The sequence below is a fragment of the Streptomyces justiciae genome (assembly GCF_015163075.1).
GTDB lineage: Bacteria > Actinomycetota > Actinomycetes > Streptomycetales > Streptomycetaceae > Streptomyces > Streptomyces justiciae.
The window spans coordinates 677,277-690,558 of record NZ_JADDXU010000001.1; the positions used below are offsets into that span (position 1 = coordinate 677,277).

At 71.6% G+C, this 13,282-nt stretch carries 11 protein-coding genes; 6 read left to right on the top strand and 5 right to left on the bottom strand.

What is annotated here, in order from left to right; translation table 11 throughout:
* The first annotated feature begins 86 nt into the window (after positions 1-86).
* Positions 87-941, top strand: coding sequence for an NAD-dependent epimerase/dehydratase family protein (locus IQ210_RS02980; protein WP_194076568.1), 855 nt, complete (start codon positions 87-89; stop codon positions 939-941).
* A 95-nt stretch (positions 942-1,036) separates the two neighbouring features.
* Here IQ210_RS02980 and IQ210_RS02985 read toward each other — a convergent pair whose 3' ends face one another.
* The 4 genes from IQ210_RS02985 to IQ210_RS03000 are packed head-to-tail and all read right to left on the bottom strand — an operon-like array spanning position 1,037 to position 5,005.
* Complete coding sequence (locus IQ210_RS02985) at positions 1,037-2,284, bottom strand: MFS transporter (RefSeq protein ID WP_194076570.1); 1,248 nt, start codon at positions 2,282-2,284, stop codon at positions 1,037-1,039.
* Positions 2,281-3,597: a GH1 family beta-glucosidase gene (locus IQ210_RS02990; protein WP_194076572.1), complete on the bottom strand. Its 1,317-nt coding sequence runs from the start codon at positions 3,595-3,597 to the stop codon at positions 2,281-2,283. Before IQ210_RS02990 ends, IQ210_RS02985 begins: the two co-directional genes overlap by 4 nt.
* A 46-nt stretch (positions 3,598-3,643) precedes the next feature.
* Positions 3,644-3,910, bottom strand: coding sequence for a protealysin inhibitor emfourin (locus IQ210_RS02995; protein ID WP_194076575.1), 267 nt, complete (start codon positions 3,908-3,910; stop codon positions 3,644-3,646).
* A gap of 21 nt (positions 3,911-3,931) precedes the next feature.
* A complete protein-coding gene (locus tag IQ210_RS03000) occupies positions 3,932-5,005 on the bottom strand; it encodes a M4 family metallopeptidase (RefSeq protein ID WP_194076577.1) in 1,074 nt (357 codons plus the stop codon).
* A gap of 342 nt (positions 5,006-5,347) precedes the next feature.
* Here IQ210_RS03000 and leuA point away from each other — a divergent pair, with 342 nt between their 5' ends.
* The 5 genes from leuA to IQ210_RS03025 all read left to right on the top strand — a co-directional run bounded on the left by leuA (position 5,348) and on the right by IQ210_RS03025 (position 12,232).
* Positions 5,348-7,069 carry a 2-isopropylmalate synthase gene (gene leuA, locus IQ210_RS03005; protein ID WP_194076579.1) on the top strand — a complete coding sequence of 574 codons (1,722 nt, stop codon included), beginning with the start codon at positions 5,348-5,350 and terminating at the stop codon, positions 7,067-7,069.
* Between the two features lie 264 nt (positions 7,070-7,333).
* Positions 7,334-8,029: a TerB family tellurite resistance protein gene (locus IQ210_RS03010; RefSeq protein ID WP_194076581.1), complete on the top strand. Its 696-nt coding sequence runs from the start codon at positions 7,334-7,336 to the stop codon at positions 8,027-8,029.
* Positions 8,030-8,175: 146 nt separating this feature from the next.
* Positions 8,176-10,263 (top strand): MMPL family transporter, encoded by a 2,088-nt coding sequence (locus IQ210_RS03015; RefSeq protein WP_194076585.1) that lies wholly within the window; start codon positions 8,176-8,178, stop codon positions 10,261-10,263.
* A gap of 62 nt (positions 10,264-10,325) precedes the next feature.
* On the top strand, positions 10,326-11,567 hold the full coding sequence (locus IQ210_RS03020) for a sensor histidine kinase (RefSeq protein ID WP_194076587.1): 1,242 nt from the start codon (positions 10,326-10,328) through the stop codon (positions 11,565-11,567).
* Positions 11,564-12,232 (top strand): response regulator, encoded by a 669-nt coding sequence (locus IQ210_RS03025; RefSeq protein ID WP_194076589.1) that lies wholly within the window; start codon positions 11,564-11,566, stop codon positions 12,230-12,232. Before IQ210_RS03020 ends, IQ210_RS03025 begins: the two co-directional genes overlap by 4 nt.
* A 25-nt stretch (positions 12,233-12,257) precedes the next feature.
* On the opposite strand, the gene IQ210_RS03030 is transcribed toward IQ210_RS03025, so the two are convergent.
* A complete protein-coding gene (locus IQ210_RS03030) occupies positions 12,258-13,193 on the bottom strand; it encodes a dihydrodipicolinate synthase family protein (RefSeq protein ID WP_194076591.1) in 936 nt (311 codons plus the stop codon).
* Positions 13,194-13,282 lie beyond the last annotated feature (89 nt).

The window sequence follows — 13,282 nt, forward strand, 5'->3', positions numbered from 1 at the left end:
CAGGGACTGCCGATCCCCCGATCGACGGGTCTCTCCCGCGCCGTCCCGCCTCGGCCGAGGCTGGTCACCGACGAGAGGAGCACAGGATGCTGACGTTGGTGACAGGGACGACCGGACAGGTCGGCCGACGGTTCGTGCCCCGGCTGCTGGCCCAGGCCCGGCCGGGCGAGCGGGTGCGGGTGCTCGTGCGGGACGCCACCCGTGGGGAACCCTTCGCCGAACTGGGCGCCGAGGTCGTCGTCGGCGATCTGCGGGACGCCGAGGTGCTCGGCAAGGCGGTCGCGGGTGTGGACGTGGTCGTGAACGTCGCGGCCGCCTTCCGCGGCGTGCCGGACGACGAGGCCCGGGCCGTCAACCACGAGGCGGCCGTGCAGCTGGGGCATGCCGCGCTCGCGGCCGGGGTGGGGCGGTTCGTGCAGGTCAGCACGGGCCTTGTGTACGGCACCGGACGCGGGCGCCTGCTGACGGAGGACGACGAGAGCCGGCCCGGCGGGTCGATGTGGGGCGCCTACCCCGAGTCGAAGGCGCGGGCCGAGCGGGAACTGCTCGCGATGGAGGGGCTGGACGTACGCGTCGCCCGCCTCCCCTTCGTCTACGGCGAGGGCGACCCCCATCTCGCCCAGTCCCTGATGTGGGCGAAGCACTGGGCGGCCACCCAGCGCCTGCACATGGGCCATCACGTGGACGTCGCCCAGGGCCTGCTGCGCATCCTGCACGCGCCGGGCATCGCGGGCCGGATCTACAACATCGCCGACGACGCCCCCGTCACGGCGGTCGAGTTGCACCAGCTGAACGGCGTCGAGGTCCCGCCGGAGCTGCATGAGCGGAGCGACCCCGACCCGTGGCTGGTGCTCATGTCGACGGACCGCATCCGCCGCGAGCTCGGGTACCGGCCGGTGTATCCGTCGGTCTATGCGGCCAGGGACGCCGGAGCGCTGTGATGGGGCGGTGGGCGGCTGCGGGACCGTTGTGGCTGGTCGCGCCCACGCGGCGGCAGCCGCACATCGACACAGGCCCGCGCCCCTGACGGGGCGCTCTAGTCCACGCCCCTTATACGGTCGACGAACACAGCCCCCGCCAACCCGATCACCGCTGCCACCGCGTACAGCACCCGGTACCCACCCAGATGCGTCACGATCGGTGCGGCCACGGCGGGGGCGGCGACCTGGGGGAGGGCGTTGGCGACGTTGATGACGCCGAGGTCCTTGCCCCGGTCCAGGGCCTTCGGCAGGACGTCCGTCATCAGCGCGAAGTCGACCGACATGAACACCCCGAGGGCCAGGCCCAGCAGCGCCGCCACCACGATCGCGCCGGGCCAGGTCTGCCAGGCCGCGAGCAGCGCCGTGGCCGCCGCCATCAGCGCCCCGGACCAGCGCACGAACGGTTTGCGGCGGCCCACCCGGTCCGACCACACCCCGCCCACCACGACCGTGGCCAGCAGCGTCACGCTGTTCACCGCGGTGAGGATCAGGACGCCGTGCTCCGGGTCGTCGTACCGCAGCCGGTCCCGCAGGTAGTACAGCAGGTACAGGATCACCAGCGCGTTGCTGAGGTTGATCAGGAACCGGGTCAGCCAGGCCCAGGCGAAGTCCGGGTAGCGGCGGGGGCTCAGCCAGAAACCGCGGAGGAACGAACGGCCGTGCCACGGCGGGCGGTTCGCCGTCTCCAGCCGTAGGTCCGGGTAGCGGAGGACGTACGGCAGGACCCCCGCCGCCGCGAACACAGCGCAGGCCACGTACCCCGCCGCGATCCCGCCCGCCGCCGTCGCCAGCCCCGTACCGGCCACCGCGCCCAGGATCTGCGCGGCCCCCAACCACCCGCCCACCGACCCGCGTTGGAGCCTCGGCACCCGGTCCGGCACTGCCGCCGTCACCGCCGCGAAGGACGCGTTCAGGGTCAGCTGGACCAGGCACCAGCCGAGCGTCATCAGCCACAGCCCGCCCGCGCCCGCGAGCAGCAGCAGGGACAGGGACCCTCCGGCCGATCCCGCCACGATCCACGGCGTACGGCGGCCCCAGCGCGCCGTCGTCCGGTCCGACAGGGCGCCGAAGAACGGGTTCGCGGCCAGCGACACCACCGCGCCGGCGCCCGTCACCCACGCCAGCAGCGTCTCCTTCGACATGCCGGTGCCGGGTGCGAAGTCCTCCGCCTGGCGGGCCAGCAGGATCTGCAGCGGGCCGTACCAGCCCACCCAGATCGCCACGTTGGCGAGCGAGAGGGCCGCCGTCCAGCCCCGGCCGACCCGCTCGACGGGTTCGTCCAGGGCCGTCGCCGTCGACGTCATCTCTGGGCCCGCAACAGGGACCGGTACCAGGTGTACGAGTCCTTCTTGGTCCTCTCCAGCGTCGTGAAGTCCACGTGCACCAGGCCGAACCGCTGCGCATAGCCCTCGGCCCACTCGAAGTTGTCCATCAGCGACCACACGAAGTAGCCACGGACGTCGACGCCGGCCTCCGACGCCCGGTGCAGGGCCCGGACATGGCCGTCGAGGTAGTCGATCCTGGCGCGGTCGTGGAGGCCCTCGTACGAGCAGCCGTTCTCCGTGATGACGATGGGCGGCAGCCGGTCGCCGTAGCGTTCGTGGAAGGTGGTGAGGAGCTCGGTCAGGCCCTCCGGGACCACCGGCCAGCCGAAGTCGGTGACCGGGACGTCCTCGATCTCCTGGACGGAGAAGGGGAGTTCGGCCGGGATGGTCAGACCGCCGAACTCGATGTCCGCGCCCTGCGGGGCGCCCACCCGGGTCGGCGCGTAGTAGTTGACGCCGTAGAAGTCCAGCGGCTCGGAGATGACCTTGAGGTCCGCCGCCACGTCGCCCGGCATCAACTCGCCCAGCCCGTCCGGGTATTCGCCCAGCAGGATCGGCTCGGCGAACAGCCGGTTGAGCAGCAGGTCGTAGAACGCCGCCGCCTCCAGGTCCGGCTGCTCCTGGGAGGCGGGCCAGGTCGGGCCGTGCGAGTTGGCGATGCCGATGTCGGTGGCACCGGACGCGCGCAGGGCCTGGACGCCCAGACCGTGGGCGAGGAGCAGATGGTGGGCGACCGGGAGCGCGTCGAACATCAGCCGCTTGCCGGGAGCGTGGGCGCCCAACGCATGGCCGAACAGGGTGTGTTCGGCGGGCTCGTTGATCGTGATCCACTTCTTCACCCGGTCACCGAGGCGGTCGGCGACGACCGACACGTACTCGGCGTAGCGCGCCGCGGTGTCCCGCTCCAGCCAGTCGAGGCCGACCGGCAGGTCCCAGTGGAACAGGGTCGGGACCGGGCGGACGCCCGCCGCGCAGAGCTCGTCGACCAGGCGGTCGTAGAAGTCCAGGCCGCCCTCCGCACGAACCCGCGGCCAGGAGACCGAGAAGCGGTACGCGTCCACGCCCAGATCGGCCAGGAGCGCCACGTCCTCGCGGTAGCGGTGGTAGTGGTCGCAGGCCGTCGCCGCCGTCGAGCCGTCCTTCACCCGGCCCGGCTCGGCGGTGAACGCGTCCCACACGGAGGGCTCGCGCAGTTCCGCCGCGCCCTCGATCTGATGGGCCGAGGTCGAGACGCCCCAGAGGAAGCCGGCCGGGAACTTCGGTATCGCGTTGGTCGCCATGGGCCGGATCATCCTTACCGCCGGTAAGGGAAGTCAACGCCCCAGCGGGAACTGCCCGTTACGCTCCCTCCTTGAGCACCCGCGAGATCAGCCCGCGCTGCTCCTCGGTGAGCCGGGGGTCGGCGGTGTAGACCGTCTTCCCGTCGACCGTGATCTCGTAACTGAACCCGTCGGGGACCCCGACGGGCGGGATGTGCCGCCCGTCGGCGATCGCCTTCTCGGCCAGGGCTCGCCATTCCGGTGCGTCGGGCCGCCCCGAGGTGTCCACCTCGGCGCTGCGCTCGATACCCGCGAATCCGCCCGTGCGCCTCACTCGAATACGCATGGGACCGTGTGTAGTACGGAATTACGCCGTGCGCACCCCGACCTGCTCCCACGCCTTGAGCACGGCCTGGAGTTCCTCGCCCTCCTGGTAGCGGGCCTTGGCCGCCGCCACCGTCAGCGTCGCGAAGTCCGTGAACAGGGCGTCCTTCTTCAGCTGGCCGCCGGTCAGCACGTCGTACCAGATCTGCCCCGCCCGCTCCCAGGCGTGGCCGCCGAGGGTGGTGGCGACGATGTAGAACGCGTGGTTGGGGATGCCGGAGTTGATGTGGACGCCGCCGTTGTCGCGGCCGGTGCGGACGTAGTCGTCCATCGTCGCGGGCTGCGGGTCCTTGCCGAGGACGTCGTCGTCGTACGCCGTGCCCGGCTCCTTCATGGAGCGCAGCGCCTTGCCCGTGACGCGCGGGGCGAGGAGGCCCGCGCCGATCAGCCAGTCGGCCTCGGCGGCGGTCTGGCCGAGCGTGTACTGCTTGATGAGGGAGCCGAAGACGTCGGACATCGACTCGTTCAGCGCGCCGGGCTGGCCGAAGTAGGTCAGGTTGGCGGTGTACTGCGTGACGCCGTGGGTGAGTTCGTGGCCGATGACGTCGATCGGGATGGTGAAGTCGAGGAAGATCTCGCCGTCCCCGTCGCCGAACACCATCTGCTCGCCGTTCCAGAACGCGTTGTTGTAGTCCCGGTCGTAGTGGACCGTCGCGTCGAGCGGGAGGCCGCCTGCGTCGATCGAGTCGCGCTCGTACGCCTTCAGGTACAGCTCGAAGGTGGCGCCGAGGCCCGCGTACGCGCGGTTGACCGTGGCGTCCTTGCCGGGTTCCGAGCCCTCGGCGCGGACCTTCTTCCCGGGCAGCTCGGTGCGGTGCTTCGCGTCGTAGAGGGTGCGGTGCGGCTTGCCGGCCTCCGCGCCGAGCGGCGCGGCGACGGACGGGGCGCCGACGACCGTGGTCAGCCGGCGGTGGGTGCGCTCGAAGGCGTCGCGTTCCAGGGTCCTGCGCGCGGGATCGGCGAGCGCGGGGTCCTCGGCCTGAGCCAGCTTGTCGAGGACGTGCGGCGGTACGACGGTGCAGAAGACGGGCTCGAAGCCCCCGTTGGTCTTCGTCATGCCCGGCACCCTTGCACTGCGTTATGCCGCTGTCACTACCCGCAACCATGATTGGTGAAATATACGGACAGCAGGGCGCACGCTCCGTGACGAAGTGGTATGACGAAGTGGCGTGGCGCACTTTTTGTCCGGTTCCCTGTTATTCGTCACCCGGGTCCCGCATGCTGATACAGCGCCCCGCATCCGAACCGGCTCGGCTAGCATGCTTCGCATCATGCGTTTCGGGCTGCTTCTTCTTAGCTGCCGCGGCGAGGGCCTGTAGTCCAGGTCGACTCCCTCCCCGCGGAGCTTGGCGTTGCGTCGTCGGCCGTCCTTCCGGACACCCTGAGGAGCCCCCGCATCATGGCGAACCGCCAGCAGCCCAGTTCCATGCCGATCCACAAGTACGGCCAGTACGACCAGGTCGACATCCCGGACCGCACCTGGCCGAACAACCGGATCACCGTCGCCCCCCGCTGGCTCTCCACGGACCTGCGTGACGGCAACCAGGCCCTGATCGACCCCATGTCGCCCGAGCGCAAGCGCCGGATGTTCGACCAGCTGGTCAAGATGGGCTACAAGGAGATCGAGGTCGGCTTCCCCGCCTCCGGCCAGACGGACTTCGACTTCGTCCGCTCGATCATCGAGGAGCCGGGCGCGATCCCGGACGACGTCACCATCTCCGTACTGACCCAGGCCCGCGAGGACCTGATCGAGCGGACCGTCGAATCGCTGAAGGGCGCCAAGCGCGCGACCGTCCACCTGTACAACGCGACGGCCCCCGTCTTCCGCCGGGTCGTCTTCCGCGGCTCCAAGGACGACATCAAGCAGATCGCCGTCGACGGCACGCGCCTGGTCATGGAGTACGCGGAGAAGCTGCTGGGCCCGGAGACGGAGTTCGGCTACCAGTACTCGCCGGAGATCTTCACCGACACCGAGCTGGACTTCGCGCTGGAGGTCTGCGAGGCGGTCATGGACGTCTACCAGCCGGGCCCGGGCCGCGAGATCATCCTCAACCTGCCCGCCACGGTGGAGCGTTCGACGCCGTCCACGCACGCGGACCGCTTCGAGTGGATGAGCCGCAACCTCTCCCGCCGCGAGCACGTGGTCATCTCCGTCCACCCGCACAACGACCGCGGTACGGCCGTCGCCGCCGCCGAGCTGGCGCTGATGGCCGGCGCCGACCGCGTCGAGGGCTGCCTGTTCGGCCAGGGCGAGCGCACCGGCAACGTCGACCTGGTCACCCTGGGCATGAACCTGTTCTCGCAGGGCGTCGACCCGCAGATCGACTTCTCCGACATCGACGAGATCCGTCGCGTGTGGGAGTACTGCAACCAGATGGAGGTCCACCCGCGCCACCCGTACGTGGGCGACCTGGTCTACACGTCCTTCTCCGGCTCCCACCAGGACGCCATCAAGAAGGGCTTCGACGCGATGGAGGCCGACGCGGCGGCCAAGGGTGTCACGGTGGATGACATCGAGTGGGCGGTGCCCTACCTGCCGATCGACCCGAAGGACGTGGGTCGTTCGTACGAGGCGGTCATCCGCGTCAACTCGCAGTCCGGCAAGGGCGGTATCGCGTACGTCCTGAAGAACGACCACAAGCTGGACCTGCCGCGCCGGATGCAGATCGAGTTCTCGAAGATCATCCAGGCCAAGACGGACGCCGAGGGCGGCGAGGTCACCGGGTCCGACATCTGGGCCGTCTTCCAGGACGAGTACCTGCCGAACCCCGAGAACCCGTGGGGCCGTATCCAGGTCAAGAACGGGCAGTCGACCACCGACACGGACGGCGTGGACACGCTGAAGGTGGAGGCGACGGTGGATGGTGTCGACACCGTTCTGACCGGTACCGGCAACGGTCCTATCTCGGCCTTCTTCGACGCGCTGGCCAAGGTCGACATCGATGCGCGGCTCCTGGACTACCAGGAGCACACGATGAGTGAGGGTGCGTCCGCGCAGGCCGCGTCGTACATCGAATGTGCGATCGACGGCAAGGTTCTGTGGGGGATCGGGATCGATGCGAACACGACACGTGCGTCGCTGAAGGCGGTTGTGTCGGCTGTTAACAGGGCTGCGCGCTAAGAGGGTGCCGCGCGGGGTTGGGTGCCGGGTGCGGCGCCGTTGTGGCTGGTCGCGCAGTTCCCCGCGCCCCTGAGGGCATCATCCCCACCCGCGTTTTCCAGGTCCCGTCCGCTGTTCTTCTGCGGGCGGGACCCGGTCGTTTCCGGCCATCTCGCTGTGCAGGTCACGGAAAGGTCTCGTCCTGGGTGCTGACTGGGGGTCTCCGATGTGGCTAACATCACGCCAGCGCGGCGATGTTGCCGTGCGGTTACGCGGAGGTGTGACGTGCTGCCAGGACGGGGACGAAACGACCGTGCCGCCAGGCCTGCGCGCATGCTGGGCACGCGTACCGCATGGACGCCCGTGGGCGACGGGGAGTTCTTCTGCCCGGGATGTGGCGGGGACCGCAACTACCAGCGCTTGACCGGGCGCCGCCGCTTCACCCTCCTCGGCGTCCCCGTGATGCCCCGTGGCGAGACCGGGCCGGTCGTCGAATGCGCCGCCTGTCGCCGCCACTTCGGCACCGACGTCCTCGACCACCCCACCACCGTCCGCTTCTCCGCGATGCTCCGCGACGCCGTCCACACCGTCGCCCTCGCGGTCCTCGCCGCGGGCGGCACCTGTTCGCGTACGGCGCTGGAGGCGGCCGCGGTCACCGTTCGTGCCGCCGGGTTCGACGACTGTACGGAGGACCAGCTCGGTGCGCTGGTGGAGGCGCTGGCCGCCGACACCGGGCGGGTCTTCGGCGAGCCCTGCGGGGCGGGGCTGGCGATCGAGCTGCACGAGGCGCTCGACCCGCTGGCGCCGCATCTGGCACCGGCCGGGCGGGAGTCGATCCTGCTCCAGGGGGCGCGGATCGCCCTCGCCGACGGCCCCTACACCCCCGCCGAGCGCGACGCACTGGCCACGGTCGGCGCCGCCCTCACCATCTGCGCCGACGACGTCACGCGGCTGCTGGCCGCGGCGCGGACACCGTCGTAGGTCCCTCGTTACTCCCCAGGGAGTAATCCGGGCCCTGTACCGCCCTCCGTAGTAACCCCCAACTCGCCCTTCCGCCCGACGAATCCGCCCCCGCCCGCCGGGAGTCTGGACACGACCCAGACATCCGACCGGAGGGAGGCCCGTCGATGGGGGCCGCAAGGACATCCGCACGACGACGGCGTGCCGTGCCCTGGGTGATGCTCGGGCTGTGGATCGCCGTGCTGGCGATCGCCTCGCCGTTCGCCTCGAAGCTCGCCGACGTCCAGCACGACCGGGCCGTCGACTATCTGCCCGCGAGCGCCGACTCGACGCAGGTCGCCAAGATCCAGGACCGGCTGCCCGGCGGCGAGGCCACCGAGATGGTCGTCGTCTACCACCGCGACAGCGGCCTGACCGCCGCCGACAAGGCGACCGCCGCCGCGCAGATCGACCGGATCGCGGGCGCGCACCAGCTCACCGGCCGACCGCAGGGCGTCCCGTCCAAGGACGGCACCACCCTGATGTACCCGGTGGCGAGCACCGAGCCCGGCACCGACGAGAAGGCACGCGACGAGCTCGTCAACGACGTACGGGACATCGCGCACAGCGAGGGCGGGCTGAGCGTCGACGTGGGCGGCACGGGAGCCCTCCAGACCGACGCGGCCGAGGTCTACAACTCGCTCGGCGGGCCGCTGCTCTACACCACCGCCGGGGTCGTGGCCCTGCTGCTGATCCTGATCTACCGCAGCCCGGTCCTGTGGCTGGTGCCGCTCGCCGTCGCCGGCCTCGCCGACTACCTGTCGATGGGCGTGGCGTACGGCCTCAACCAGGCGTTCGGCACCGCCGTGACGGGCGCCAGCTCCGGCATCATGACGATCCTCGTGTTCGGCGCGGGCACCGACTACGCGCTGCTGCTCGTCTCCCGGTACCGCGAGGAGCTGCGGCGCTTCGAGCGGCCGTACGACGCGATGGTCGCCGCGCTCAAGGGCTGCGGCCCGGCGGTGCTGGCCTCGTCCGGCACGGTCGCCGCAGGCCTGCTCTGCCTGCTCGCCGCCGACCTCAACTCCAGCCGCGGCATGGGCCCGCTCGGCACGGTCGGCATCCTGTGCGCGCTGGCCGCCATGCTGACCCTGCTGCCCGCGGTCCTCGTCCTGCTCGGCCGCCGCGTCTTCTGGCCCCTCGTGCCGCGCTACGGCAGCACCCCCAAGGCCCGCCGCTCCCTGTTCGCGGCGATGGGCAGCTCGGCCGAGCGGCGGCCCCTGGCCGTGCTCGCCTCCGGCGCGGTCCTGCTGGGCGCGCTGGCCCTCGGGGCGCTGAACCTGCCCGGCGCCCTCAAGCAGGAGGACTCCTTCACCACCAAGCCCGACGCGGTCGCCGCCATGGAAACCCTGGCCAAGGCCTATCCCGAGCAGGGCACCCAGCCGCTCACCGTCCTCGCCCCCACCGACAAGGCCGACACCGTGCTCGGCGAGGTCCGGGACACCCGGGGCGTCGCCGCCGCGGAGCGCGGGCGCAGCGGGGACGGCTGGACGGAGATCACGGTCGCCACGACCTCCGCCCCCCAGTCGGCGGGCGAGACGGCGACCATCGAGGCCCTGCGCGACCGCCTCGACGACTCGCTGGTCGGCGGGGCCAGTGCCCAGCAGCTCGACCTCGCGGACACCAACGCCCGCGACCGCATGATCGTCGTACCGCTCGTCCTCGTCTCCGTCCTGCTGATCCTGATCGCGCTGCTGCGGTCGGTGGTCGCGCCGCTGATCCTGGTCGGCGCCGTGGTCGCGGTGTGGGGTGCGGCGCTCGGTATCGGCGGGCTGGTCTTCGGGCCGGTGTTCGGCTTCGAGGGCACGGACCCGGGGCTCGGCCTGCTGTCCTTCGTCTTCCTGGTGGCGCTCGGCGTCGACTACGGCATCTTCCTGATGCACCGGATGCGGGAGGAGTCGCTGAAGGGCACCGAACCGGTGGCGGCGGCGCTGACCGCGCTGCGGACGACCGGTGGCGTCATCGCCTCCGCCGGCATGGTCCTCGCCGCGACCTTCGCGGTGCTCACCAACATGCCGCTGGTCAGCCTCGTCGAGCTCGGCTTCGTCATCGCGGTCGGCGTCCTGCTCGACACCTTCCTGGTCCGCACCTACCTGGTGACCAGCGCCGCCGTCGCGCTGCGCCGCAAGGTGTGGTGGCCGGGCGCCCTGTCCCGCGAGCCCGAGCCACCGACCCCGCCGAAGGAGCCGGAGCCCGTGGCGGCGGTGACGCACTGAACGGAACCGACCGGCGCCCCTCCTCTCCCGGAGGGGCGCCGTCCCGTCGGAGGATGACCCTCATGCACCTCACCACGACCCCGGTGCGGCCACGCCTCGGCGAACGCGTCACGGCGACGCTCACCCGCGACCCCAGGACCGCGCCGCACGCCACCCGCAACGACGCGGTGCTGGCGGCCGTGCTCGCCGCCCTCGCCGCGGTCCTCGCGGCCTTCACCGACACGCTCCGCCACCCCGACGCTCTGGGCTGGACGCTGCTGATCGCCGCCCATGTGCCGCTGGTGTGGCGCAGGCGGCGGCCGCTGCTGGTGCTCGCCGCGGTGGTGGTGCTCGTCATCCCGTACCACGCCCTCGACAACAACCACGGCGCGCCCGTCCCCGCCTCGCTCGTCGCGCTCTACACGGTCACCGTCACCCAGCGCCCCGCCCGCTCGATCCTGGTCGGCGCCGCGGGCCTCGCCCTCTCCGTGACCGTGATGTTCACCTTCGGCGACCACAAACAGGTCCCCGACCTGGTGCGCACCTACGGCTGGGTGCTCGCCGTCCTCTTCATCGGCATCGACGTCCGCTACTACCGCCAGTACGTCGCCTCCCTCGTCGAACGCGCCGAACGGGCCGAACGCACCCGAGAGGAGGAGGCGCGGCGCCGGGTCGCCGAGGAACGTCTGCGGATCGCCCGCGACCTGCACGACCTCCTCGCCCACACCATCACCCTCATCGGCGTCCAGACCTCGGTGGCCGCGCACGTCCTGGCCGCCGACCCCGAACGCCTGGACCGGGAGACGATCGCCAAGGCCCTCAACGACATCGCCGACACCTGCCGCACGGCCCGCGGCGAGCTGCGTACGACGCTGGAGGTGCTGCGCGAACAGGGCGCCGCCGCCGGGGAGGCCCGCGGCCCGCTGCCCGGCCTCGACGGCGTCCCCGACCTGGTGGAGGCGGCACGGCTGGCGGGGGCCAGGGTCCTGGAGACCGTACGGGTCGGCGAGGCGCCGCCGCCCGCCGTGGGGGCCGCGGCCTACCGGATCGTGCAGGAGGCGCTGACGAACGCGGTACGCCATGCCGGGCCGGAGCCCGCGGTGCGGGTCTCGCTGTACGAGGAGCAGGGCGCCCTGCGGGTGTCGGTGAGCGACGACGGCAAGACGGTCGGAGTCGGCTCGGCGGGCGCCGGCTTCGGGCTGGTCGGGATGCGGGAGAGGGCGCGCAGCGTGGGTGGCACACTCGACGCGGGGCCGCGGGCGGGGGGCGGCTTCGAGGTGACGGCGGTGCTGCCGCTCAGGGGTGCTCTGGAGGGGGCCGGATGACGATCCGCGTACTGCTTGCGGACGACCAGACGCTCGTACGGGCCGCGTTCGCGATGCTCGTCGAGTCGGCGGGGGACATGGAGGTCGTGGGCGAGGCGGGCACCGGCCGGGAGGCGGTGGAACTGGCCCGGGGCGCGCGTGCCGACCTGATCGTGATGGACATCCGGATGCCGGACCTCGACGGCATCGAGGCGACCCGGCTGATCGCGGCGGACCCCGACCTGGCCGGGGTGAAGGTGCTGGTCCTCACGACGTACGACACGGACGAGAACATCGTGGAGGCGCTCAGGGCGGGGGCGTCCGGGTTCCTGGTGAAGGACACGAGACCGGCGGAGATGCTGGAGGCGATCCGGACGGTGGCGGCGGGGGAGTCGCTCCTGTCCCCGGGGCCGACGGCGCGGTTGATCGCCCGCCTGTTGAGCAGTCCGACGGCGACAACTCCGGTGGCGGGCGGGCCGGAGTGTCTGTCCGAGCGGGAGCGGGAGGTGCTGACGCTGGTGGGGCGGGGGCTCAACAACGCGGAGATCGGGGAGGCGTTGGGGCTGAGCCCGTTGACCGCGAAGACCCATGTCAGCCGGATCATGGGGAAGTTGGGGGCGCGGGACCGGGCGCAGCTGGTGATCGTGGCGTACGAGTCCGGGATGGTCACCCCCGGGGGCGTGTAGCCGTGGGCGATCGGCCGACCCACCCCTACAACAGCCCCGCCTCCGCCAAGAACCTCCCCACCTCCGCAACCTCCCCCTCCGACAAGCCCACTTGAGGCTCAGCCGTCACCGGGCACGCGATGACCCCCCGCAGATACAGCGCCGCCTTGAACGCCCCCAGCGCCGCCGACGATCCCCCCATCCGCCCGGGGTCCCCGACCTTCACCATCCCGAACAGCCCGCACAGCCGCTCCTGTTCGGCGCGGGCCGCGGTCCAGTCGCCCGCCTGGCACAGCTGGTAGAGGCGGACGTAACCCTCGGGGTCGACGTTCGCCAACCCCGGCACCGCGCCCTGTGCCCCCGCCGCCAGTGCCGAGTCGACGAACAGCTCGGAACCCGTCAACGCCGAGAACCCGGCGAGGTCGGGGTGGGCCCGTAGGCCCCGCAGGACGTCACGGAACGCCGCCAGGTCGCCGCTGGAGTCCTTCAGACCCGCCAGGACGCCGTCCGCCGCCAGCTCCAGCACCACTTCCGCCGGGAGTTTCGTGTGGACGCCGCTCGGGAGGTCGTACGCGATGACCGGCACCTCGGCCGTCGCCGCGAGGAGGCGGTAGTGGCGGGTGATCTCCGCCGGGTGGGTGCGGGTGTAGAACGGTGCCGTCGCCACCACCGCGTCCGCGCCCGCCGCCGTCACCGCCCGGACATGCTCCCGCACTCTCGGCGTCGTCATGTCGATGACGCCGGCCAGAACCGGCAGCCGCCCGCCCACGTGACCCGTCACCGCCCGCACCACCAACTCCCGCTGCCCGTCGGTGAGATACGCCGCCTCCGACGACGTACCGAGCACGAACAGCCCGTGCACCCCCGCCTCCAGCAAGTGGTCGACCAGGCGGAGCAGCGAGGGGACGTCCACCTCGCCGTCCGGCGTCAGCGGGGTGCAGACGGGGGGTACGACGCCGGTCAGCGGGGCGGGGATGGTCATGGAGGCTCCCTGTCGTCGTGGAAGAGGAGAGGAGAGGAGATTCTTACGAGGGGCGCATGTCGTTCGCGAACCCAGCGCCGCCCGGGCGG